Origin of the sequence: Collinsella sp. zg1085 (genome assembly GCF_018889955.1) — a bacterium.
Classification (GTDB): Bacteria; Actinomycetota; Coriobacteriia; order Coriobacteriales; family Coriobacteriaceae; genus Collinsella.
Map to the genome: position 1 here is coordinate 83,346 of NZ_CP076545.1, position 23,713 is coordinate 107,058.

At 49.4% G+C, this 23,713-nt stretch carries 19 protein-coding genes; 17 read left to right on the forward strand and 2 right to left on the reverse strand.

Annotated features, from left to right (window positions below):
- Window positions 1-80: 80 nt before the first annotated feature.
- The 5 genes from KPC83_RS00390 (at window position 81) to KPC83_RS00410 (ending at window position 3,853) form a co-directional block, all read left to right on the forward strand.
- Window positions 81-935: a transporter substrate-binding domain-containing protein gene (locus tag KPC83_RS00390; protein ID WP_216278632.1), complete on the forward strand. Its 855-nt coding sequence runs from the start codon at window positions 81-83 to the stop codon at window positions 933-935.
- A 69-nt stretch (window positions 936-1,004) separates the two neighbouring features.
- Window positions 1,005-1,658: an amino acid ABC transporter permease gene (locus KPC83_RS00395; protein WP_216278633.1), complete on the forward strand. Its 654-nt coding sequence runs from the start codon at window positions 1,005-1,007 to the stop codon at window positions 1,656-1,658.
- Between the two features lie 68 nt (window positions 1,659-1,726).
- Window positions 1,727-2,497 (forward strand): amino acid ABC transporter ATP-binding protein, encoded by a 771-nt coding sequence (locus KPC83_RS00400; protein ID WP_216278634.1) that lies wholly within the window; start codon window positions 1,727-1,729, stop codon window positions 2,495-2,497.
- Between the two features lie 86 nt (window positions 2,498-2,583).
- Window positions 2,584-3,273: an orotate phosphoribosyltransferase gene (pyrE, locus tag KPC83_RS00405; protein WP_216278635.1), complete on the forward strand. Its 690-nt coding sequence runs from the start codon at window positions 2,584-2,586 to the stop codon at window positions 3,271-3,273.
- A gap of 16 nt (window positions 3,274-3,289) precedes the next feature.
- Window positions 3,290-3,853, forward strand: a complete 564-nt coding sequence (locus KPC83_RS00410; protein WP_216278636.1) for a hypothetical protein — start codon at window positions 3,290-3,292, stop codon at window positions 3,851-3,853.
- A 97-nt stretch (window positions 3,854-3,950) separates the two neighbouring features.
- Here the strand turns inward: KPC83_RS00410 and KPC83_RS00415 are convergent, their stop codons facing one another.
- Window positions 3,951-4,631, reverse strand: coding sequence for an HAD family hydrolase (locus KPC83_RS00415; RefSeq protein WP_216278637.1), 681 nt, complete (start codon window positions 4,629-4,631; stop codon window positions 3,951-3,953).
- A gap of 247 nt (window positions 4,632-4,878) precedes the next feature.
- Between KPC83_RS00415 and KPC83_RS00420 the strand changes: the two genes are divergently transcribed.
- From KPC83_RS00420 to KPC83_RS00450, 7 genes are all read left to right on the forward strand, one after another.
- Window positions 4,879-5,373, forward strand: a complete 495-nt coding sequence (locus KPC83_RS00420; RefSeq protein ID WP_216278638.1) for an Rrf2 family transcriptional regulator — start codon at window positions 4,879-4,881, stop codon at window positions 5,371-5,373.
- Window positions 5,355-6,248: an adenine glycosylase gene (locus KPC83_RS00425; RefSeq protein ID WP_253200923.1), complete on the forward strand. Its 894-nt coding sequence runs from the start codon at window positions 5,355-5,357 to the stop codon at window positions 6,246-6,248. Before KPC83_RS00420 ends, KPC83_RS00425 begins: the two co-directional genes overlap by 19 nt.
- A gap of 282 nt (window positions 6,249-6,530) precedes the next feature.
- Entirely contained in the window at window positions 6,531-7,070 is a 540-nt protein-coding gene (gene rbr, locus KPC83_RS00430; protein WP_216278639.1) for a rubrerythrin, read from the forward strand.
- A gap of 405 nt (window positions 7,071-7,475) precedes the next feature.
- On the forward strand, window positions 7,476-7,937 hold the full coding sequence (locus tag KPC83_RS00435) for a hypothetical protein (protein ID WP_216278640.1): 462 nt from the start codon (window positions 7,476-7,478) through the stop codon (window positions 7,935-7,937).
- A 69-nt stretch (window positions 7,938-8,006) separates the two neighbouring features.
- Window positions 8,007-9,554, forward strand: a complete 1,548-nt coding sequence (gene rmuC / locus KPC83_RS00440) for a DNA recombination protein RmuC (RefSeq protein ID WP_253200924.1) — start codon at window positions 8,007-8,009, stop codon at window positions 9,552-9,554.
- A gap of 153 nt (window positions 9,555-9,707) precedes the next feature.
- Window positions 9,708-10,370, forward strand: a complete 663-nt coding sequence (gene nth, locus KPC83_RS00445) for an endonuclease III (RefSeq protein WP_216278641.1) — start codon at window positions 9,708-9,710, stop codon at window positions 10,368-10,370.
- A gap of 264 nt (window positions 10,371-10,634) precedes the next feature.
- Window positions 10,635-12,215 (forward strand): CdaR family transcriptional regulator, encoded by a 1,581-nt coding sequence (locus tag KPC83_RS00450; protein ID WP_216278642.1) that lies wholly within the window; start codon window positions 10,635-10,637, stop codon window positions 12,213-12,215.
- Window positions 12,216-12,249: 34 nt separating this feature from the next.
- Here KPC83_RS00450 and KPC83_RS00455 read toward each other — a convergent pair whose 3' ends face one another.
- Window positions 12,250-13,551, reverse strand: a complete 1,302-nt coding sequence (locus tag KPC83_RS00455) for an ATP-binding protein (RefSeq protein WP_216278643.1) — start codon at window positions 13,549-13,551, stop codon at window positions 12,250-12,252.
- Window positions 13,552-13,997: 446 nt separating this feature from the next.
- Between KPC83_RS00455 and KPC83_RS00460 the strand changes: the two genes are divergently transcribed.
- From KPC83_RS00460 to mfd, 5 genes are all read left to right on the forward strand, one after another.
- Window positions 13,998-14,957 carry a flavodoxin family protein gene (locus tag KPC83_RS00460; RefSeq protein ID WP_216278644.1) on the forward strand — a complete coding sequence of 320 codons (960 nt, stop codon included), beginning with the start codon at window positions 13,998-14,000 and terminating at the stop codon, window positions 14,955-14,957.
- A gap of 76 nt (window positions 14,958-15,033) precedes the next feature.
- On the forward strand, window positions 15,034-16,518 hold the full coding sequence (locus KPC83_RS00465) for an FAD-dependent oxidoreductase (RefSeq protein ID WP_253200925.1): 1,485 nt from the start codon (window positions 15,034-15,036) through the stop codon (window positions 16,516-16,518).
- A 126-nt stretch (window positions 16,519-16,644) separates the two neighbouring features.
- Window positions 16,645-18,774 carry an FAD-dependent oxidoreductase gene (locus KPC83_RS00470; protein ID WP_216278645.1) on the forward strand — a complete coding sequence of 710 codons (2,130 nt, stop codon included), beginning with the start codon at window positions 16,645-16,647 and terminating at the stop codon, window positions 18,772-18,774.
- A gap of 9 nt (window positions 18,775-18,783) precedes the next feature.
- Entirely contained in the window at window positions 18,784-19,863 is a 1,080-nt protein-coding gene (locus tag KPC83_RS00475; protein ID WP_216278646.1) for an NADH-ubiquinone oxidoreductase-F iron-sulfur binding region domain-containing protein, read from the forward strand.
- 226 nt (window positions 19,864-20,089) lie between these two features.
- A complete protein-coding gene (gene mfd / locus KPC83_RS00480) occupies window positions 20,090-23,668 on the forward strand; it encodes a transcription-repair coupling factor (protein ID WP_216278647.1) in 3,579 nt (1,192 codons plus the stop codon).
- Window positions 23,669-23,713: the final 45 nt, after the last annotated feature.

The window sequence follows — 23,713 nt, forward strand, 5'->3', positions numbered from 1 at the left end:
ACTTTAGTAAAGTAAAGTACCTCACGTGCACAAGACAGAGAGTGTCAAACACTCAGACGCTGAGACGAGAGGATAAAGACATGAAGAAGAACATGCTTCGCAATTTTGTTGCCGGTGTGGCAGCGCTTGCGCTATCGGTAGGTTTAGTTGCGTGCTCGGGTGGCAAAGCAGCAGAAAGCACAAATAGGTCAGGTGCTGATACTGCAAAAGATACATCAGCTGCAGCAACTGGTACCTTGGTTGTAGGTTTTGACCAGGCGTATCCACCTTATGGTTTTGTTAATGACCAGGGTGAGTTTACGGGCTTTGACCTTGACTTGGCAAAGGCAGTGGCCGATAAGCTGGGCTGGAAGCTTGAGTATTCGCCCATTGACTGGGACGCAAAGGATACGCTGCTCAATTCTGGTGCTATTAACGCTATTTGGAACGGCTTTACCATGGAAGGTCGTGAGGACGGCTATAGCTTCTCTGAGCCGTACATGCTGAATCAGCAAGTTGTGGTTGTAAAAAAGAATGCAGGTATCGAAAAATTGGCAGATTTAGCAGGCAAGAACGTTATTACACAGGCTGACTCTGCGGCAGCAAGCGTGCTTGAGGGTGACCAGACTGAGCTTGCAAAGAGCTTTGCAGCCCTTGAGACACGTCCCGATTACAACACTGCTTTTGCCGAGCTTACCTCAGGTGCAACCCAAGCTGTTGCCTGCGACCTTTCTATTGCTCAGTATCAGATGGCGGCAAACCCCGATGCTTACTTTATGATTGCTGAGCCGCTTTCAAGCGAGCACTATGCCGTTGGCTTTAAGAAGGGTGATACCGCAAGCGCTGAGCAGGTGAGCAAAACCTTGAAGGGGCTCTATACCGACGGTACGGTTAAGCAGCTTTGCGAAAAGTATGCAAGCTACGGCTTGAGTTTTGAGAACTGGGTGCTTAAATAAACATCACGGCTAATGAATACTGAAAGGGTCTGGCTGCGTGCACAGACCCTTGTTTGTGAAAGGATTTCCATGACACTCCCTACTATGATTGGCATGTTGAGCGAGGGCTTTTTAGTCAGTCTTAGCATTTTTGCACTCACCTTGTTAGGAGCGCTTCCTCTGGGAATCCCGGTTGCCTTTATGCGCATGAGCCGTATTCTTCCTTTGCGCTTGCTCGCGCGTCTCTATATTTCGCTTATGCGCGGAACGCCGCTCATGTTGCAAATGTTTGCCATTTACTTCGCACCATACTATGTCTTTGGTATTCAGTTGAGCCCCGAATCTAAATGGCAGGCCTGTATTGTGGCATTTATTGTGAACTACGCTGCATATTTTGCAGAAATCTATCGGTCAGGTTTGCAATCAATTCCTGCAGGGCAGCTTGAGGCGGCTGAGGTTTTGGGCTATTCGCGCACTCAGACCTTTGTGCGTATCGTTATGCCACAGGTGCTTAAGCGCATTTTGCCAACATTAGGTAATGAGGTTATTACGCTGGTGAAGGACACCTCCCTTGCATTTTCAATTGGCGTAGCCGAGATGTTTTCTATGGCAAAGGCCCTAGTTGCTTCTCAGCGCACCATGTTTCCGTTTGCAATTGCAGGCGGTTTGTATTGGGTCTTTAATGTACTCATTGAGATTGTTATGGGTCGCATCGAGAAAAAGATGGATTACTATCACGATTAAGAACGCATTATTGCGCTATAGGTAGTTGTAAGGCAGTAGGTATACAAACGTTGATAAGGGAATGTGTTATGGCTGCACCCGCTCCTGTTTCATTACAGCACGCACAAAAGGCCTTTGGTACAACAGTGGTACTGCGTGATATTTCACTTGAGGTTGTTACCGGTGAAGTTGTGGCTATCATCGGTCCTTCGGGTGGTGGCAAGTCAACCTTGCTGCGCTGTCTTACCTTGCTTGAGACGCTTGATGGCGGTAGCCTTTCGTATGGAGACATTGATGTTGCAACTGCCGCACCTGATGGTCGCTCAGTCTATGGCACTAAGCAGGTACTTGCTGCAGCGCGTCAGCGTTTTGGTCTTGTGTTTCAGGATTTTAACCTGTTTCCGCATATGAGTGTTTTACAAAACATTATGGACGCGCCTCTGGTGGTGCAAAAGCGACAACGTGTTGAGGTAGAAGAGCAGGCACGTGCACTCATTGCAAAGATGGGTTTGCTTGGCTGTGAAAATAAAGTTCCTTATCAGCTGTCGGGCGGTCAGCAACAACGAGCAAGTATCGCCCGCGCCCTTTGTATGAACCCTGAACTGCTGTATTTTGACGAGCCTACGAGCGCTTTGGACCCTGAGCTTACAGGCGAAGTTCTCAAGACCCTCAAGTTGCTCGCTGAAGAAAAGCGCACCATGATTATTGTGACGCATGAAATGGACTTTGCTCGTGATGTTGCTAACCGCGTGGTCTTTATGGATGGTGGGCGCATCATTGAGTCAGGCTCGGTAGAGCAGGTGTTTGACCATCCTCAACAAGAGCGCACGCGCGCCTTTTTGTCAGGTTACCTGCGATAAATATTGATGTCGCTGCACAATTAAATCTCTTACAGCAACTGTTTTATGTTAGGCTAGCGCTCACCAGAGACTTGAAAGGAGCTCTTGTGGAAGCGTATAAGCAGGATTTTATTGAGTTTATGGTTGAGGCTAACGTTCTCAAATTTGGCGAGTTTACGCTCAAAAGTGGGCGCACTTCGCCATTTTTTATGAATGCCGGTGCCTACGTAACAGGTGAGCAGCTTAAGCGCCTCGGCGTGTATTATGCACAAGCTATTCACGATGCGTTTGGGCTTGATTTTGACCTTGTATTTGGACCGGCATATAAGGGCATTCCCCTTGCGGTGGTTACATCTATTGCTCTTTATGAGCTGTACGGCAAAGAGGTACGGTATTGCTGCAATCGCAAAGAGGTGAAAGACCACGGTGCAGATGCAGGCAATTTGTTGGGCTCTGAGCTTTGCGATGGTGACCGGGTGGTTATGGTAGAAGACGTAACTACCTCAGGAAAGTCCATCGATGAGACCTATCCCCTTTTGAAAGCTGCCGCCGATGTTGAGGTTGTGGGATTAGTTGTTTCGCTCAACCGCATGGAGGTAGGAAAGGGTGGCAAGTATACTGCGCAGCAAGAAATTACCGAGCGCTATGGGTTTCCGGTGACATCAATTGTTACGATGGCTGAGGTAACTGAGCACTTATGGAATCAAGAGCTCAACGGTCGAGTGGTAATTGATGATGCACTTAAAGTGCAACTTGATGCATATTATGCACATTACGGTGTAGTAGATTCTTTATAAATAGCGAGGTAGTTATATGAAAAAGATTGTCTTAACAAGTCTTATGGCACTGGTATTTGCTGTATGCAGTTTTGGTTTAGCTGGGTGTTCACAAAAGACTATTGATGAGCAAATTTTTGAAGAATTAGACACGGGCTTAAAAGATGTTCAGTCGGGTGCGCTGAATAGCGAATTAGCAAAGAGCTATACCGAAGCTTCGGGTTTTAACGCTCAAGAATATGGCATGGATGGGACTGAGCTTATTCAGGCTCTTTTGCGCGATTTTACGTATGAGATTGGCGAGATTAAAGTTGATGAGGGTGCAGGCAAGGCATCAGTTACCGTTAATGCAACTTCTCGTAATCTCCAGAGTGCTATGAAGACCTTTGCAGAAAAGCTGCAACACTACATTGCCGAACATGTAGGAAAAGAGCCACTAGAAGACATGATGAAGCAAACGGGTCCTATTTTGATTGAATCAATTGAAGAGACTCCAACTACGAAACATGAGGTCATTGTGCCTGTTACGCGTTCAAAGACAGGTGAATGGGAGATTGATGAGAGTGCTATAGCGGAGTTGTTGCTTCAGACAAAGTCTTAACACAGCGCATGTTTGATTGAATGTTCACCGGCGTAGGGCAAATAAAGCGCTACGCCGGTTTTTGTATAGAGAGGCACGCTATATGTAATGAAATTGCCTATACGCTCTGGTTCAAAACAAGAGCGCTCAGTTCTTCTGGATTATCAACAATATAGTCTGCGCCTGCCGCTCTAAGTTCGTCTGTGCCGCGAAAGCCCCATGCTACGCCCGCTGTTCGGAGCCCGGCGTTATGTCCGCACATAACATCAACGTCGCTGTCGCCAACATAGAGCGTACGTGCTGGGTTAGCGCCAAGTTGTGCAAGTACATGCATAGTTATAGGAGCAGCTGGTTTTGGAGGAAAGGCATCGATGCGCCCCTGGATATATGTAAAGCGCTCGTTGCCAAAGTATCTCTCAATAAGCGGAACTGCTGCTTGATGGTCTTTATTGGTAAGAACGGCAAGTTTTACTCCAGCGGCAAGGAGCGTATCAAGCATGGTAAGAATGCCCGGATAGGGCGCGGTTGTATCTTCTTTGTGCTTAGCATAGTCTGCTCGAAATGCTGCAAGTGTTTTTTCAAGCATGGCAGCATCTCCTGCATATTCTGCTGGCATAAAGCGTTCTACCAGCTTAACCATGCCATTTCCAACTTTATAACGATACGCATCAACCGGAAAGCTTGGCCAGCCTTGTGCCTCGCATACCCGATTAGCTGATTGTGCAAGGTCGTTGAGCGTATCAAGAATAGTGCCGTCTAGGTCAAATATGACATGCGAAAACGCAGGAGTTATAGCCATGAAGTTCCTTTCGTGCCAGGTTGTTTTCGCAAGCGTAGCACATTAGGAAGAGTTGCATAAAACCGTGCAGCGCTTTGCAGTTTTCGCGGGTTTCGTGTTGTTGTCTTATTGCTGAGACAGAAAAGCTGCATCAAAGAGGGGCAACGGGGTATAGTAGGCAGGCATCAACGTGTATTTGTGTATACGGCGTTTGTGCATTGCGCACCCAAAACGCTTGTGGGAGAATGCCGGATACAAGGGGTCTGACATGGATATTTCTCGAAAAACAGATTATGCCCTGCGCATTTTAGCCATGCTTGCCAAGCAAGACAGCGGCTTGCTTTCTGTGCGCACCGCCGCCACAGCATCTGGCATTCCTTATTCATTTGCGCGGGCAATTCAGCATAGCTTATCTGAGGCTGACCTGATTGAAAGCGTGCGCGGCGTGAACGGCGGCATGCGCCTGCGCCACCCGGCTCATGAGGTAACGCTTCGCGCTATTGTTGAGGCAATGCAAGGCCCGCTTGGTGTTAATGTTTGTACGCTTGGCGAAAACCCGTGTTGGCGTGAGAGTGAATGCTGCTTTCATCCTGTATGGCTCGGCATTCAGGCGCTACTTGAAAGCTATCTTGACTCGGTAACGCTTGATGATGTGGTACACAACCGCAATCACCCGGCGGTCGATGCAAAGTTTTCTGACCCCAACCGATTTAAGGAATATGCAAGAGGCGAGGGCATTGCAACGTGCAAAGTTCCTTGGTAGCCAACGAGTTTAGAAGCTTTATTCGTCAAGAAGGTCAACGACTGTACCGCGATTTGGCGTGGCGCAATACGCAAGACCCTTACTACGTATGGCTCTCTGAGGTCATGCTTCAACAGACACAGGTATCACGAGTAGTGACGCGCTGGGCTGAATGGATAGATGCCTTTCCCAGTGTTTTTGCACTAGCGGAGGCATCAACAGCGCGCGTGCTAGCTGCGTGGCAGGGCATGGGCTATAACCGCCGGGCGCTCAGCTTAAAAGCGGCAGCTGAGCGTATTGTTGCTGAATACGATGGTATTTTTCCGCAGAGTGCGCGTGAGTTGGTATCACTGCCAGGCATAGGACCTGCTACTGCCCAAGGTATTCGGTCGTTTGCATACAATCTGCCTGGGGTTTATCTTGAGACAAACGTGCGCACCGTTTTTATTCATCATTTCTTTCAAGATGTGCCCGATGTTCCCGATAAAGAATTGATTCCGCTTATCGAGGCAACATGTCCGGGGGAGCAGCAGCCGTTTGCACTACCGCAGGACGCAGAGGATACCAGCCGTGCCTGGTATTATGCGCTGCTCGATTATGGTGCCGAGCTTAAGCGGCAAGTACCCAATCCGTCGCGGCGGTCAAAAAGCTATAGCAGGCAGTCAAAGTTTGAGGGTTCGCGCCGCCAAAAACGTGCAGAGCTTGTACGACTTCTTTTAGCGGCAGGAGAACAAGGTCGAGGGCTTGAGTTGTCTGAGCTTATACATAGTTTATCTGCTTTTGAGCTAGCGTCCGGTCGTCCGCCAGTTGCGGGTGATTTGGTGCAGAGCATTCTAGGTGACCTTGTTCGTGAGGGTTTTTGTCGCGAGAACCAAGGCAGCTGGCGGATTATCTAGCTTGAGCGCCTTGGGGTGCGTACGGCTGCTTCGGTTGCATTTGATGCCATGTTTTTGACGCGTACTACGTGGTGGCTTTGTGCATATTTGCGCTGCTCAAGTATATTAAAAAGTAGGGTATAGCTAACTCGGCAGGTCAAGCCCGTGCACAAATAGAGCAATCAAAAAACCGGCCGCACATTCAGTTTCCTTAATAGGAATGGTTTACAATAAGCATGTATTGGGCGCATAGAGGGAGCGTCTGCGATACTGCGTACACCGTATCGATAGAAGGGATGAAGTATGGATTTTGAGAATTCAGAGACAAAAAAGAACCTTGAGACTGCGTTTGCGGGCGAGTCAATGGCTCACACTAAGTACCGTTACTATGCATCAAAGGCAAAGAAGGACGGATACGTTCAAATCTCCAATATCTTTATGGAGACCGCAGTAAACGAGTCAGAGCATGCAAAGCTTTGGTTTAAGTATCTTCATGGTGGCGAGGTTCCACCTACGCTCGATAACCTCAAAGATGCTGCCGCTGGTGAGAACTATGAGTGGACCACCATGTACAAGGACTTTGCCGAGAAGGCCGAAGAAGAGGGCTTCAAAGACATTGCGGCAAAGTTCCGTGGTGTGGGTGCAGTAGAGAAGGCTCACGAGGAGCGTTATCTCAAGCTTGCTGAGCGTGTTGAAAAGGGCGAGGTCTTTACCCGCGAGGGTGTTAAGGTTTGGAAGTGCTTAAACTGTGGTCACCTGCATGTTGGGGCTGCTGCTCCTAAAATGTGCCCGGTTTGTGCACATCCTCAGTCCTATTTTGAGGAGCACTCAATCAATTACTAGGCTTGGCTAACAGGTTGAAGTTGCTTAGCTTTGGTGCGCCGGTGATATGCCGGCGCATTTTTAATGGCAAAACGTGTAGTTTTATGAGCAGATTTGAATATCCCATGGTGAGAGGCTGCAGATTATTTGAATCGCGTGGCGCCGTGCATGGTTTTACAAAAGTTGCGGAAGATATAACACCAAGTGAGACGAATGCCTGCAGCTCGTCACATATTCGTATTGCTGGTGATCAATGCGAATAAAGCCCGAATGTCTCGGAAGCATTCGGGCTTATTTTTTAGATATGCGCATGTATAGCAAATCACTGGCGATGGGGTGAGCTTTAGTGTATATCTTGACAAGTGTGGCAATTTGCATGATGCTCAGACAACCCCTTTCGCGCACACCTCACAGAGAGGTCGTGCCATGAATTTGTTTATTGAGTTTCCTGGTCAGCAGCGTACTAAGCGTCCGGGCAGTTCGCTTTGGAAAGAGCCTGCCTACACTCCACCTGTTTATAATGCGACAGAAAAAGATACCGGCGTATCTGAGCTAACTGCTACTCTATCACGCCGGGATGTGCACCGTGCATCTGCACAGGAGCGTGAAATCCCTCGTTTTGTTCCAAAAACAAATCCCATTTCAGTGGAGGCCGCGTATGCTCCTGAGTTTGATTATGCTCAGGTCTTGCAACGGTGCAGCAAGCGCATGGCGGTATTGCGCGCTGTTATGCTGGTGATACTGGTGCCTGTGGCGCTGGGGCTTTTGTTTGTTGCATCGTTTTGTTTATCAAGCATCGCGCATGGAGCCAGACCTGAACAAGTTGGTGAGCAGCTAACACATCTGGTGCAACAAATATCAGGGCTTTTACATGGCATATTTTCTTGAAGTAAGTCCTTATGTCCAGATGGCTCTCTATAATGAGGAACAATACTTGAGATATGAGGAAGTGAACTCATGGATTACATAATCATTGTGTTGCTAGTTGGCTGTTTAGGCGCTGTGGCTGCAGGTGTGGCAGCGGTATGCGCAATACGCGCAAAGCATTTGGCAGACCAGCAAATAGACGCTGCTCGTCAAGCTTTAACCCAGCTAGAGCAAGCAAACCATGCGCTTGATGAAATGCTCCATGAGATGCCTCAAACCCGCTCTGGTCTTAATCAGTTAGTTAGCCAGCAAACGCTTGAGGCGGGGCAAGCCCAGCAACGTCATGAGGCAAGTTTGCACGCTGCGGGTCAAGCTGGTGAGCGGGTTGATACCTTGCGCCGCGAGCTAACCGAGCAGCTTGACCGTAGTATCGCATCAACTGATCAGCGCTTGGGCGAGGTTCGTCAGGTGGTTGATACTAAACTGTCTGAGACACTTGCGCGACATTCGCAAGACCTGCGCGACCAGCTGGGCAAATTTGACGAGCGCTTCCAAGGGTTTCAGACGCAGATTCAGGGCTTTCAGGAGCAGATAACCACAGGAATTAAAGCGAGTTCTGATGTTGCAAACACGCAGCTCCATGAGGTTAAACAGACTGTGGAGAGACAGCTTACCAGCATTAGAGAAGATAACACCACGCAGCTTGAGCGCATGCGCGAGACAGTTGATGAAAAGCTCTCAAAAACACTTAACGACCGATTGAGCTCGTCTTTTAGACAGGTAAGCGAATCGCTTGACGTGGTAAGCAAAGGACTTGGCGAAATGAGAAATGTTGCCTCGGGTGTGGGTGACCTCAAGCGCGTTCTATCTAATGTAAAAACGCGCGGCATTTTGGGCGAAGTGCAGCTCGGAGCTATTCTGCGAGAGATTCTATCAGTTGACCAGTATCTTGAAGATGTGGCAACGGTACCAGAGAGCACTGAGCGTGTTGAGTTTGCAGTCAAGCTGCCGGTTGAAGGTGGCGACCCTATTTTGCTCCCCATTGACTCAAAGTTTCCTGGAGATGCTTATGAACATCTTCGCGATGCGCTTGATGAGGGTGATATTGAGCAGGTGCATACCGCGCGCAAGCAGCTTGAACGTCAAATTAAGAGTGAAGCAAAAGATATTGCAGAAAAGTATGTAAGTGTTCCTGCAACAACAAACTTTGGCATCATGTTTTTGCCCTTTGAGGGTCTGTATGCTGAGGTTGTTAATATGCCAGGTCTGGTAGAGCTCTTGCAGCGCGATTATCGGGTGAATGTTGCTGGTCCAAGCACCATGGCAGCAATTCTTAATAGCTTGCAAATGAGCTATCAGACCTTTGCTTTTCAAAAGCGTGCCGATGAAATTCAAAAAGTGCTTTCGGCGCTCAAGGCAGAATTCCCCAATTATCAGCGCGAATTGGCAAAGGCTCTCAAACAAATCAAGACAGCCGAGCGAACGGTTGACGGCATTATTAACACACGAACTAATGTGATTGAGCGCAAACTGCGAGGAGTTACAGCGCTTGAAGATGCAACAGAAGCTGCTAGTCTCTTAGGGCTAGATGAGGGTACTCTTGAGGTTGAGCTTGATGAAGATGATAGAGATGAGTAAGTAAGCTACTGGAGAAGTGCAGAGAACGGCTAGGGGCCTATTCAATTGAGTTGGGCTTATTCAAGGTCAAAAAGTTGTTTTTAGCCTACACCGTAAGCCTAAACCGTAAGATATGAGGCAACATCAAGGTAGGGCAGGCAAAGGGGGTATAGCATGCCACGGGAGACAAATGCTGCAAAACGTGAGCGGGCAATTGAGTTTTGCCATCGCATGAATGAGCGCTATGGCCCAGTTGAGTGCTTCTTAGATTATACAACACCGTTTAGGCTGGTTATTTCGGTGCTTCTGTCGGCGCAGACAACTGATGCACAGGTTAATAAAGTAACTCCTGAGCTCTTTCGCCGCTGGCCTGAACCAGAGATGTTGGCTTCGGCATCGGTTTCAGAGGTAGCTGAGGTTATAAACTCGTTAGGCTTTTATAAAACAAAGGCCAAGCATGCTGTTCAGACAGCGCAGATGATTATGGCCGATTTTGGCGGCAAGGTTCCACAGACAATGGCGGAGCTTACGCGCTTACCTGGTGTGGGGCGCAAGACCGCAAATATCGTGCTCAACGTAAGCTTTGGTATTGTTGAGGGCATAGCGGTTGATACACATGTGCATCGCATTGCTCACCGACTTAAGCTCTCTCCCAAAACGCATGAAAACGAGCCGCTTAAAACCGAGCAGGACTTGCTTAAGGTTTTGCCTCATGAGTATTGGGAGAGCGTCAACCACCAATGGATTAGTTTTGGGCGCGAAATCTGCCAGGCGCGCACGCCACATTGTGACAAATGTCCGGCTACTGATATATGCCCAAGTGTTCGCATGAGCTAGCAATTACAGCGATGCTTCGAGCCGTCGCAACATATCGAGATGCGAGAAACAGTAAGGGTGCTGCGGCGACTCTGGGTAAAGACGAGCAGCCCTCTCGTGCGTGTGGCTATGTGAAGAGACGTGCAAGCCCTGTGCGATTGTCTAATGCCTAAACAAGATACGGGCTCCTACCAGTCGTTTGACCTTATCCGTGCTTATTGACAGCAGAACAGGATATATCACGCTAAAATATCCTCAGTGCATACCAGTAAAGGAGCCACGCATATGAAACTTCGTACTGTTGTCAACGAGCTTATGTGCAAGAGTACAAGTGTAGGACGGGAACATCTTTTAGACGTAGACATTCTTCTTACGCCTGAAAGCCGTGCGTCAATGCCAAGCAATACCTATCTACTGCGTCCCTGTACGTATAACGACTATATTTCTGGAAAAGTTACCGCTGCTCGTGATGAAATTGTTCTTGCTCATAGCGCTGAGGAAATACCAACCGATACATGTCCGGTAGGAAATGTTGTTGCGGTTACGTATGAGGGTTCGTTTCATGATTTTTGCCGTGCGTTTTTAGAGTTACCACCTAAGCTCGCGGTTTGTGAGTTAATGCGCGAGCGAATCTTTGAGACGTTTCTGGCATCTTATGATTTGGCTCACTTTGTAAAAGGTCTCAACAGTGTTTTGCAAAACCCCATTATTGTGGCAAATACTGAGCTTCGTGTTCTTGCAAGTGCTGGGGAGTTTCCTACCGGGGAGTCTATAGATGCGGCAGAAATTCGGGGGGTGCTCAAAAGCGGCTATATCAGCGAGGCGGTTAGTCGCGCTTTTGAACTTGATAATGTAAATCATAATATACGTTTGGCTAAACATTCGCTGCTCAGCACGTCGAGCATACATCACAATGTTTGGGCGTCAGCCATCATATATAGCCATAACTTAGAGCTTGGGCGCCTTGACGTGCTCGCATATAAACACCCTATTTCGGGTTTTGAACTTGAGCTTATTGATTTTGCAAGCAGCTTATTGGGCATCATGTTAGACCGGCTGGGTGCAGGCGGTGAGCGGGCGCAGGCTGGTTCAAGTTTATTAGCCGACCTTTTAGCGGGCACGTTTACCGATGAGACAAGTTTGTACCAGCAGACCTCGCTCTTAGGGATTAAGCGCGATATGTGTTATTGCCTGATTTGCGTAAAGGGCTCTATTGATGCTGACCGTCCGCACTATAACAAGCTGGGAAAAATTGCAGCTCGCACGGTTAAAGGACTTTTGTGGAGCGCACAAGATGATATGTTGGCCATTTTGTATCCTACGGGTGTAAATACCGCAACAGGCTTTGACGCTTATCACAGAACAAAACGTGTATTGTCTGCGCATAAGCATTTTAAGTCGTTTATTGAGCATAACCAAGTGAGAGCATTTGTAAGCGAGCCCATTGAGAATCTGCTTAGTGTGTCGGCTCGGCTGGCACAGTGCCGTGCGCTGATTGCGTCAGCGCGTGATTCTTGGCCACCAATGGTGTACTTTTGGGAAAAACGCTACGCAGCACTTGCTGGAGCAATTGGTGATATTGACCATCGAGATATGCTCGTTGACCAGCGCGTACTCGCTATGAATCGCTACGACCAGGAGCACGGAACCAACTATTTTGAGACCATGATGGCAAGCATTCGCTACCCCGGTTCGCCGCAGGAGGCTGCTGAGAGTCTATCTATTCATCGCAATACGTATTTTTATCGGGTTAATAAGGTTCGCGAACTGTTTTATCTCGACTATAAAAATGGCGATGACCGGCTTGCTCTTTCGTTTAGTGCACAGGTGCTTGAAGGCATGAAACTCTATAGAGAAAGACTGTAGGCACCAGTAGGTTTTCCGGCAGTTTTATTGTTCTCTAGCTCCATAGCCCCATGTTTGTCATTGCATATAGTGGGATGTTTTTCATCCAGTCTTGTTCGCGGTAGCCTGACAGGCTGAATCGCACAGCTTCTACCTCCAGATGAGCATTCTTAAAAGCCCGGAGGCTTTTTGACCGCAGGTTCTCTTCTGCTTTTACCTCAATGGCGAATATGCTGTTTGTTTTTTGAACAAGAAAGTCTATTTCGCCTATAGAGTTTTCTGCAGACCAGTAGTAGGGAGTGAGACCACAATCAGATACAAGCTGCTGGCAGACGAACTGCTCGGTGAGGGAACCCTTGAACTCTTTGAAGATACTATTACCTCCGATGACTGTTTCTTTATCAAGCTGTGCCATTGCTCCAAGTAGACCGACATCAACTAGAAAAAGTTTGAATGATGCATCGTCGGTATAGGGGGCGAGTGGAATGGAGGGCTTAGAAATTTTGTGCACGAGCGTCGCAATTCCTGCTTGGGTGAGCCACGTGATGCCAGACCGGTAGTTTCTCGCACGTGCTCCTTTCGCAATATGGCTAAACACAAACTTCTTATTCTCTCGACCCAGATGTGCCGGAATTGATTTTAATGTTGCAAGCGCGTATTCAGTTTCAGTTCTACCTAGATGTTTTGAAATATCGCGTTCGTAACCTCTGAGTATTTCTAATTGAACCTCGCGCGTTTCCTCTAAAAGACCTCGGGTCAAGAAAGCGTTTACTGCCTCAGGCATACCTCCTACGTAGTAGTACTGGCGAAGGAGCGGAACAAGCTTGCTGGAGAAACTATTTATGAGGTCGGTTTCATCCGACTCAATGAGGTCGCAGAGCGCCCGATTGCCTGTTGCGACGAGAAACTCGCGGAAGTGGAGAGGGTAGAGGTCAAGTGTGTCAACCTTTCCAACGGGGTATCCACTTCCTTCATGGATTGTAATTCCTAGTAAAGAACCTGCGGCGGCAACTGCGTATTTAGGTGCGTTCTCGTAGAAGTATTTGAGACTGGTGAGTGCCTTTGGGTGTGCTTGAATTTCATCAAGGATGATGAGGGTGCTATCCTCTGAGATGACCTGCCCCGTTTCAAACTGTATGGCAGAAATGATACGAGGGATGTCGTAGCCCAGCTCGAACTGTTCGCCTATCCTAGGATTATTGTCTAGGTTTACATACGCGACGTTTTCAAACTGCTCTTTACCAAATTCCTTGAGCAACCATGTCTTGCCAACTTGGCGAGCTCCGTTGAGGATGAGTGGTTTTCGGTTGGGTTTGTTCTTCCAAGCAATAAGTTTGTTCATGAGGAATCGTTCCATAGTTTCCTCCTAAATAGATTACGTCCTTATTTTCGCATAAAATGGCGAAAATAAGGACGTAAAAAAGCCAAAAATGGCGAAAATCAGGAGATAGTTATTCTTATATGAGGCTTTATAGCTTGAATCTGGCAAGACGTACAGGCCTAATACGTGCTCAAATCATTCGTAAGCTCTCAGACTTGCATACCTATCCTTGAACTAAGATACAAGGCATATCGCAAATGCGCGTTAAACAATCAAGGCAATAAAGCATATCTACCTTGGTGTTAGCTTAACCAAACTCAAACAGTACTAATAATCTTATCCATAACAAGTATCTGACTGTGCAATTGCACAATACAATCGGCTCCAGTATCAAGTGAATTAAACGCTAGCCATATGCAACAAAACATATCCTTATACCCAAGGGAGTTGTGTTTAGCACAACATATATGTCAGGAGGGGACATGACAAAGATTGTAGGCGTAAGTTTTGGCACAAAAAACGGCAATAACGATGCATTTTGTAAAGAGGCATTGATTGCTGCCCAGGAGGCTGGCTGCGAGGTTGAGTTTATTCGTGCGCAAGACCTTACCATTAAGCACTGCACCGGCTGCATTACCTGCGTCAAAATGCTCATGAGCGGACGCGGAAACATGTGCATTCATAAGGATGATTTTGACTGGCTGGCAATGGAGATGTTCCGCGCAGACGGTGTGTTGATGGTTGACCCCATTTTTGAGAAGGGTGCAAGCGGTTTGTTCCACACCATTATGGACCGCTTTGGGCCTCGTATGGACACCGGAAACAACTACATCTGCGCTGATATTGCCCAGAAAAATATTGCTGAGGGCAAGCCGGGTAAGATGCCTGACCCAGCAATTATGAGCCCTAAGGTTGTAAGCTACATTGCAATTGGCGGCAGCGATTGGGGCACACACGTTGAGTCTGACCACCAAATTCAGGCTATGACTCCGAGCTGGAAAGTTATTGATAACGAGTGGTTCTCTTGGGCAAAGACTGCTCTCATGGAAGACGAGATGGTGGCACGCGCTCATCAAATTGGCGTTAACCTTGCTGAGGCCGCTAAAGACATTGAGCACGCAGAATATAAGGGTGATGAGGGAATTTGCCCGCATTGCCATGCTAAGGATTTCTATATTAAGCCGGGTACTGCCCGCGCCATTTGTACGGTCTGCGGTCTTGAGGGTGAGCTGTCTATTGTCGATGGCGCTGCTAAGGTGACGTATTCTGATGATGAGTGGCATAAAGCTCATGACATTGCTTCAGGCAAGCAGATTCACGGTATGGACATCGCTCAGAACGAAGGTCGTCTGGCCGAGCTTAAAAAGACCGATGCCTATAAAGAGCGCATTAAATATTACAAAGAGGCAATTCAGCCTACGCAGCCTGAGCAGGTTGCATAACAAATAGGTCTGTAAAGGTGAACTGGCGGTTTGCACGTGCGTGAGCCGCCCGTTCTGGTAAAAAGGCAGGTGGATTATGGAAGAAATGCAAGCTGATGTTGTGGTAGTGGCAGCAGGTCTGTCAGGTCTTGCCGCAGCGGTAGCCGCCGCAGAGGGTGGCGCTCAGGTGATTTGTTTGGAGAAAAGCTCCAACACCGGTGGTGCTGCAAATATGGGTATGGGTCCTGCAGCAGCTGGAAGCCCCGTGCAAAAGGCTGCCATGATTGAGGTTACGCCAGGCGAGCTGTTCCGTCGTCACATGTTCTATACGCACTATCAGGTTGACCCTCGCTTGGTGCGCGCATATTATTTCAAGAGTGGCGACACCATTGCTTGGCTGCAGGACATGGGCGTTGAGTTTCATAGCGTACGTCCGGCGTTTCGCGCTCGCGAGCGCACACGTGCCTATGCAGATGGCGAGTATACATGGCATGTTGTTCAGCCTGAGGATGGCTCTGAGCCGGGTCCCCGCGCTGCTACAACCATGACCAAGCGCTTAACCGAGCGTGCGCAGGAGTTGGGTGTTGAGTTTATCTTTGAGTGCCCAGCTACTGGTCTTGAGACTGACGACAACGGTGCAGTTGTAGGCGTTTTTGCTCAGCGTACCTCGGGCGAAGAGGTTCACATTGCTGCTGGTTCAGTTATTGTGGCAACAGGCGGCTTTGGCAATAATGCGAAGATGATTAAAGAGCGCATTGGCTTTGAGTGGGGTAAAGACCTCTTTAGCTTTGCTATTCCTGGCATGGACGGCGACGGTATCAATATGTGCCACAAGGTGGGTGCAGGTCATACCCCCGTTACCATGGAGGCTATGTATCAGCTCCCTGATAACATGAATCACTTCTATATCGAGGGTGCGTTCCGTCAGCCCTGCTATTGGTGTGACCAAACAGGCGAGCGCTTTATGCCTGAGGACGAGATTTATAACACGACCTTTGTTGGCAACGCTATTAACAACCTGCCAGGCAAGGTAGCCTATGCCATTTTTGACGCCAAGATGCTCAAGCGTTGGAAGAAATATGGTCCAGACATTGTGAGCCATATTCACCCACATGACCTCTATGAGGGCTTTGAGGACCAGTGGAACCAAGATTTGGCTGATGGTTATGAGCCTATTGCACAGGCTGATACCTTGGAAGAGCTTGCTGAAAAGATTGGCATTGACCCTGAGGGCTTGGTTGCTAACGTCGCTGAGTACAACGATATGTGCGCTGCTGGCCATGACGAGCTCTTTGAGAAAGAGCGCGAGTTTATGATGCCGCTGGAAAAGGGCCCGTTCTATGTTTGCAAGCAGTACATTGGAGCCTACGGTACCTTGGGTGGTGTACTCATCAACCACAAGATGGAGGTATTGACCGACGATCACAAGAAGATTGATAACCTCTATTGCGTTGGTACCGATGCCTGCACTATTTACGGTGACTCGTATAACTACTGCATCCCGGGTAACACCATGGGCTTCTGCTTAAACTCTGGCCGCATTGCAGGCGAGAATGCAGCAGCTCAGCTGTTTGATTACTAAGGATTAAAACCAAACAAGACCAAGCCGATTCGCCGTCGCGCTTGGTCTTGTTTTTGTTTGTAAGCCTCGTCGAGTGCGCGGCGCCCGCGCCTCGTACAGGTGTTTTTGTTATTGGAGGGGTATATTTTGAAGCTCACCATTGACGGACATGAAATTGAGGCCGAGGTCGGTCAGTCGGTGTTAGACGCTGCGCTTGCCGCCGGTATTTTTATTCCACACCTCTGTAAGCACCCCGATTTAGGTGCTGTTGGTGGATGCCGTCTGTGCATGATTGAGATTGCAGGACAAGAAGGTGCGGTATGCGCCTGTAAAACTGCGGTCGCCGATGGCATGGTAGTAGATAGCCACGGCGAAGAGGCCGAGCGCGTGCGCAGAATGGCTATGGAGCTCATTTTGGCAACGCATCCTACTGACTGCACGGGTTGTCCTAAGTACGGTAAATGTGAGCTTCAAAGTATGTATCAGTTCATGGGCGTTGCTCCCACGCGCTGGCGTGTAAAGAGCCGTCCCTGTGCTACCAATGACTCCAACCCGCTCATTACGCATATGATGACACGCTGTATTCGCTGCGGTCGCTGCATTCGAGCATGCCGTGATATGCGTGGCGTTTCTATTCTTGATTATCGCCGTGGCACCGATGGTGTTCGCGTGGGCACCAAAGACGGTTTGCCGCTGGCAGAATCGGGTTGTCGCTTCTGCGGGGCTTGTGTTGAGGTGTGCCCAACGGGTTCCATTGTCGATAGCCTTGGTCTTATTAAGCAAGATAAGCCTTATGCTGATGGCGTAGTTCCGTGTCGTGCTAACTGTCCGGCTCATATTGATATTCCGCGCTATATTCGTCATGTCAAGCATGAAGATTGGACTGCAGCTACTGCGGTTGTACGCGAAAAAGTGCCCCTGCCTAATTCGTTGGGTCATATCTGCACACACTTCTGTGAGGGTGCATGCAAGCGTACCGATTTAGGTGGACCAGTATCTATTTGCAGACTCAAGCGAGCTGCTGCAGAGCAGGATAGCGGCGCTTGGAAAGAGCGCGTTCGCCTAGAGAGCCGAAGCGGAAAGCGCGTTGCCGTTATAGGGTCAGGTCCGGCTGGCTTGACCGCTGCTCAGTATCTGGCTAAAAAGGGACATGCGGTTACCATTTTTGAGGCCAATGCACAATCAGGCGGCCAGATGCGCTATGGCATTCCGGCGTATCGCTTGCCTGATAGCGTGGTAGATACCGAGGTAGAAACCATCCTTTCCACAACCTCTGACGAGCAGGGCGCACGTATAGAAATTATCTATAACCAGCAGGTTGAAGATGTTAAAGGTCTTTTGAATGACTTTGATAGCGTCCTTGTTGCGGTGGGAACGCATGCAGGCGTGCGTCTGCGCATGCCAGGCTCTGACCTCAAGGGTGTATATCTTAATACCGAGTTCTTAAAGGCAGCCCGCTCTGAGCAGCCCTTGCCGGTAGATGGCAAGGTTGTGGTGCTAGGCGGCGGTAATGTTGCATATGACTGCGCTCGCACTGCGGTACGCCTGGGCGCTCAAGAGGTGCATGTTGCCTGTCTTGAGGCGCGTGCTGCAATGACCTCAACTCCCGAAGAGCGCATTGAGGCGGCTGCAGAAGGTGTTGAGCTGCACGATTCGTGTGCATTCTATTCAATCAATCCTTCTAAGAAGCAGTGGAGCCATGTTGGCTCGGTAACCCTCAACAAGATTAGCCGCTTCTACTTTGACGAGAATCACAAGGCGGTTACTGAGTTTGTTGAGAACGGCGAGATTACACTCGATGCCGACTACGTTATTTTTGCCGTAGGACAGCGTCCTGCACAAACCGAGAACTTTGGTCTTGAGCTGTTCCACGGTGCCTTTATTGTGGCCGATGCCGAGGGCAAAACGCCTACCGAGGGCATTTGGTCGGCAGGAGACTGTGTAACGGGAACCAAGAGCGTTATTGAGGCTATTGCAGCTGGTAGACGCGCTGCAGAAAGCATGGACGTCTATCTGGGCGGCGACGGCGATATTTCAGAGGTCTTAACAGACGCTGATGTTTATCAGGCAAAACTGGGACCAGTGGATGAGGTCTTTGTAGCTGAGCGCAACGAGCCTGAGCTTATGGAGGCCAACAAACGCGCACATACCATGGAGCCGTTTGAGTGCAGCTTTACGAGTGAGGGCGCCGTTAAAGAGGCATCTCGTTGTCTCCAGTGCGACCTGCGTTTGCACATTGATACGCCCAAGCTTTGGAATGAGTACGCCGTCCACTAAGGAAGACCTATGAATATTATTTCGTTTATGTCGGTTCGTCCTGAAAAAAATATTGGACGCTACCTTATAAGTACTGATGCTCAAGCCTTAGGTCAAAAGCTTGCTACCGTTGAAAATCCAACGGTGGTGATACCGGCAGGTGATACCGAGCTTAAAGCAAGGCTTCAGGAGCTGCTAGGAGCTGCGGCAAGCTTTGTTGAGGCTGATGCGAGTTTTGGCTATGTATATGGCAACGAAACTGCACTTTTAGCGCTCACGCGTGGTCAGATGCCTGTTCCTATGGCACGCCGCGGTCAGTCTTCGGCAGTCACTTTGCACACGCCTGCTCATCTTTGGGCTGACGAGCATAAGCGTTGGCTGTGGATAGATAATCTTGATGCACCTTGCCTTGTGAGTGATACAGCAACAGTGGGAGACATTCTTGCTCAAGCTGGGGTGTCAGAACCCAAGGCAGTCTATTTTGAGCATCCCGATGGACGTATGCTTGATGTTGCGCAAACCGATGAGATTATTCCGGTTGATTGCGAATGGGTGCGCGTATTTACGCAAAAAGACTGTATGGCACATGCACTTGCTGATATGAGTGCGCGCCACTTTAGCGAGTGCTGCGGACGCTGTGTGTTTGGCTATGAAGGTGCCCATCAGTCGCGTGTTATTACCAACGATATTATTAACAAACGTGGTAAATCAGCAGACCTTGCACTTTTGCGTGACCTTGCGCCTGTTATGAGCACTCAGAGCTTGTGCGAGCTCGGCACCTCACTTGCAACAACTATTGTTACCTCACTTGAGCATTTTGGCACCGAAATAGAAGCACATATGGGCAAAAAGCAGTGCCCGTCCGGCGCATGCTCGGCATATATGACCTTCCACATCATGCCATCTTTGTGTACAGGCTGCTGTGATTGTGTTGATGCATGTGAAGAAGATGCCATCATGAGCAAGAAGGGCTTTGTGCATGTTATCGACCAAAAGGCATGTACTGCCTGCGGCGCATGCGTTGATGCCTGTGATGAAGACGCAATTATAACGGCTGGAGCCGAGAAGCCGCGTACACCACCACGTCCTATTCCATGCAAGCGTCGCTAAGGGTCGTCTGTTACATGGCGAGCGTTTGAGGGGTTTTGCGTTTATAGGCATGGCTATTAAATTGATGCGCGTCTACCCTGTGGTGGTTTCCACGCTGTACGTGCTCTAAGACCTAGGGCAGCGCATATTATCGTATCAGCAGCGCGATAACGGAGTGCGTTCTCTGTTGTCGCGCTGTTGGTATACTTACGCCGCCCATGTACTTGCACATAAGGAGCTACTGTTCATGCTTATCCACCGCATTGCCGCCCAGTTATATACCGCCGAGGCACCACAGGTGATAGAACAGGCTCTTGCTGAGGGTTCAGATGCAACGCTTGCCGTTTCGCAATCAGCTCGCACGCTTATAGTAGCTGCGCAGTTTGCGCGCAATCCTCGTCCAACCTTGTATGTGGTATCAGGTGAGGATACAGCAGCGCGTGCCCTGCGCTCACTGGGTGCTTATGTGGGCTTTGATTATGTGGTCGCGTTTCCTGAGCGTACAGATTATCCCTGGTCAGACAAGGCACCTGATGATAGTCAGATTGCTATGCGCTCCTCAGCACTTGGACGCTTAGCACAAGGAGAGCCGTGTATTATGGTGGCCTCGGCGCGGGCGTTGTTGCGCTGTGTTCCGCCGCAAGAGAGTAGATATTGGCAGTCGGTGAGCTTTGTACTTGGTACCGAAACTCCGTTTGAGAACGTTGCACGTCAGCTGGTGCATATGGGTTATGTCAATACCGGCGACGTAGAGGCTCCTGGCACCTTTCGTGTACAGGGCGACACAGTAGATGTGTGGCCAGCTCAAAGTAGTGCACCAGTGCGGCTTGAGTTTTTTGGCGATGAGATTGATCGCATACGTCGTATGCTGCCCTCAACTGGACAAACTATTGGAGATATATCGTCTATAGAGCTGTATCCTTGCCGTGAGTTGGCACTAACTGATAAGGCGGTTGCTTCGTTGAGGCGAGCACTGTATCAAGCGGCGCAAACCGATACGGAGTTGGCAGCCTTGTTGGAAATTGCTGAACAAGGCATTGCAGCGCCTGAACTAGACCGCTTTTTACCGCTCATGTATGAGCATGTTGCCACGCCACTTGAGCATTTGAGCAAAGATACGCTCATTGTTTTGTCAGAGCCACGCTCACTGTTTGATGACTGTCTGCGTGCGTATGAGGAACTTGAGCGCCGTGCGGCTGAGGCTCATGTCCATAATTTGCACGGTCTGTACGTGCGTCCACAGGAGCTTGACTTTGGCGCTCAGCAGCGGCTTAACCTTGTGAGTATTATTCGCGCAGGCGGTACAGTTACCGCTGAGTTAAAGGTTGAACAGGTTGCAATTGCGGGTTCAAGCAGTCGATTTATATCCCGTGTGCAGGAGTTTGTATCAAAACGATATGCCTGCTTGTTCGCTATTCCTGACCGTGGTGCGCGTGAATCGATGGAGCTGAGTTTTACTGACGAGTTGATTCCGTTTGAAGAATCACTTGAAGCAGACCCTGCTAATCAAGATGCGGTTACCGAGCTGGTACAAGTAGCGCTCCGCGCTCGAAAGAAAGACCGCCTCAACACGCGTGGGCTGGAAGAAGGCGCCAAGCATCAAGTTCCAACCATTACGCGCGGACGGGTAACCTTTGTTGATATGGTGCTTCCAGGCGGCACAGTTATTCCTGAGGCTAATCTTGCGGTTATGAGCGTAACCGACTTGAACGCGCGCATGGACGCTAAGCGCGCGCGTGGGCGTGCGCGCCGCCGACTCGATGCAACCGAGCTTACGTTTCCTTTTAAGCCGGGCGACTATGTAGTACATGCAACGCATGGCATAGCGCATTTTAGCGAGATTGTCCGTCAAGAAGTGGGAGGTCGTGAGCGCGATTATTTCTTGCTTGAATATGCCGATGGCGACAAGCTGTATGTTCCCTTAGAGCAAGTTGACCGTATCTCGCGTTATGTGGGACCCGATGGCTCAAATCCGCGGCTCACGCGTCTGAATACTGCTGACTGGTCACGCGCGATGGCAAAGGCACGTAAGTCGGCCAAAAAACTCGCGTTTGACTTGGTTGATTTGTATACACGCCGCGCTTCGGTTACTGGTTTGTCGTGCCCGCCGGATACGCCTGAGCAACTTGAGATGGAAGAAAGCTTCCCTTATGAGCCTACGCACGATCAGCTTGATGCAATTGCAGACATAAAGGGCGATATGGAAAGCACGCGCCCCATGGATCGCCTTTTGTGCGGAGACGTAGGTTTTGGAAAAACCGAGGTGGCTCTGCGTGCAGCGTTTAAGTGCGTTGATAGTGGTCGGCAGGTTATGGTGCTCTGCCCTACAACTATTCTGGCGCAGCAGCACTATCAAACCTTTGCTAACCGGTTTGCACCCTTTGGTGTTGAAGTTGAGGTTATGTCGCGCTTTAGAACACCTGCTCAGCAGCGCCGGTCATTGGCGGCGTTTGCTGAGGGGAGCGTTGATGTGTTGGTGGGTACGCACCGACTGCTTTCGTCTGATGTAAACCCAAACAAGCTGGGGCTTGTAATTATTGATGAAGAGCAGCGCTTTGGCGTGCAGCATAAAGAGCAACTTAAAAATTTGCGTGAACAAATTGACGTGCTGACGCTCTCAGCAACGCCTATTCCACGTACCATGCAAATGGCAATTTCGGGCGTGCGTGATATGAGTCTTATTACCACGCCGCCCACAGGTCGTCGTCCGGTTGCTGTGCATGTTGGAGAGTATGACCCCGATACTGTTTCTGCTGCTATTAGGCTTGAGATGGAACGCGGCGGGCAGGTTTATTATGTGAGTAACCGCGTAAAAACAATTGAAGACGCTGTTGAGCGTGTGCATGAGGTGACTCCTGAGGCGCGCGTGGGTGTGGCGCACGGCAAAATGAGTGCGCGTGAAGTTGAAGATGTGATGGTTAGATTTGCTGCTCATGAGATTGATGTGCTTGTGGCAACAACCATCATTGAGAGCGGTATCGATAATCCTCATACCAATACGCTTATTATTGAGGATTCGCAGCGTTTGGGATTGGCGCAACTCTACCAGCTTAAGGGACGTGTTGGACGCTCGGCTACGCAGGCATACGCATACTTTATGTTCCCAGGCGAGCTACCGCTTACTCAAGAAGCTACTGAGCGCCTGATGGCACTTTCTGAGTTCCAAGATTTGGGCAGTGGTATGCGCATTGCCATGCGCGACCTTGAAATTCGAGGTGCAGGCTCGCTTATGGGGGCAGAGCAGCACGGTAATTTGTCGAGCGTTGGCTTTGATTTATTTACCAATATGCTCGGGCAAGCAGTGGCAGAGGCACGCGGTGATGCGCATGATGCCTTGGAGCTGGGGGACTTTGCCATCAATCTGGTAGCCGATTATTACCTCTCGGAAGAGTATGTTCCTGCAGTTGATAGACGTGTATTGCTCTATCGTCAGCTTGCAGGAGCAACGGAGCTAGAGATGGTTGATGAACTGCAGGAAAGCTGCCAGCAGGATTATGGTGAGTTGCCCGATGCAGCACGCAATCTGTTTGATCGGGCTCGCTTGCGCATTCGTGGCGGTCGTTTGGGCATGGAGTCCGTGTCGCTTTCCGGTGGTAGGCTGGTTTTTCAGGGTATTGATGTGCCGTCTCAGCTTGCCACTACGTTGCGCCAAGAGCTGGGGGCTATGAATTATCCAAAGTCTCATAAGTTTACGGTGCCGTATCGTGCGGGACTGGGAAAGGGCTCGGGGCTTGGTCGTGGAATCGACGCTGAGGCAGAGGGTGCAGGTGTGGTGCAGGTGGCGTTGGAGCTGATTGCTGGCTTTGGATCATCTGATGATGAATAGGGCAATGACCTGTTTTTACGCTTCGAGCCTCTGCAAAAACCAAGG

What these genes read in the sequence shown, in the direction of transcription:
- KPC83_RS00390 (WP_216278632.1), top strand. Translation starts at nt 81, where the DNA reads ATGAAGAAGAACATGCTTCGCAATTTTGTTGCCGGTGTGGCAGCGCTT.
- KPC83_RS00395 (WP_216278633.1), top strand. Translation starts at nt 1,005, where the DNA reads ATGACACTCCCTACTATGATTGGCATGTTGAGCGAGGGCTTTTTAGTC.
- KPC83_RS00400 (WP_216278634.1), top strand. Translation starts at nt 1,727, where the DNA reads ATGGCTGCACCCGCTCCTGTTTCATTACAGCACGCACAAAAGGCCTTT.
- KPC83_RS00410 (WP_216278636.1), top strand. Translation starts at nt 3,290, where the DNA reads ATGAAAAAGATTGTCTTAACAAGTCTTATGGCACTGGTATTTGCTGTA.
- KPC83_RS00415 (WP_216278637.1), bottom strand. Translation starts at nt 4,631, where the DNA reads ATGGCTATAACTCCTGCGTTTTCGCATGTCATATTTGACCTAGACGGC.
- KPC83_RS00420 (WP_216278638.1), top strand. Translation starts at nt 4,879, where the DNA reads ATGGATATTTCTCGAAAAACAGATTATGCCCTGCGCATTTTAGCCATG.
- rbr (WP_216278639.1), top strand. Translation starts at nt 6,531, where the DNA reads ATGGATTTTGAGAATTCAGAGACAAAAAAGAACCTTGAGACTGCGTTT.
- KPC83_RS00435 (WP_216278640.1), top strand. Translation starts at nt 7,476, where the DNA reads ATGAATTTGTTTATTGAGTTTCCTGGTCAGCAGCGTACTAAGCGTCCG.
- rmuC (WP_253200924.1), top strand. Translation starts at nt 8,007, where the DNA reads ATGGATTACATAATCATTGTGTTGCTAGTTGGCTGTTTAGGCGCTGTG.
- nth (WP_216278641.1), top strand. Translation starts at nt 9,708, where the DNA reads ATGCCACGGGAGACAAATGCTGCAAAACGTGAGCGGGCAATTGAGTTT.
- KPC83_RS00450 (WP_216278642.1), top strand. Translation starts at nt 10,635, where the DNA reads ATGAAACTTCGTACTGTTGTCAACGAGCTTATGTGCAAGAGTACAAGT.
- KPC83_RS00455 (WP_216278643.1), bottom strand. Translation starts at nt 13,551, where the DNA reads ATGGAACGATTCCTCATGAACAAACTTATTGCTTGGAAGAACAAACCC.
- KPC83_RS00460 (WP_216278644.1), top strand. Translation starts at nt 13,998, where the DNA reads ATGACAAAGATTGTAGGCGTAAGTTTTGGCACAAAAAACGGCAATAAC.
- KPC83_RS00465 (WP_253200925.1), top strand. Translation starts at nt 15,034, where the DNA reads ATGGAAGAAATGCAAGCTGATGTTGTGGTAGTGGCAGCAGGTCTGTCA.
- KPC83_RS00475 (WP_216278646.1), top strand. Translation starts at nt 18,784, where the DNA reads ATGAATATTATTTCGTTTATGTCGGTTCGTCCTGAAAAAAATATTGGA.
- mfd (WP_216278647.1), top strand. Translation starts at nt 20,090, where the DNA reads ATGCTTATCCACCGCATTGCCGCCCAGTTATATACCGCCGAGGCACCA.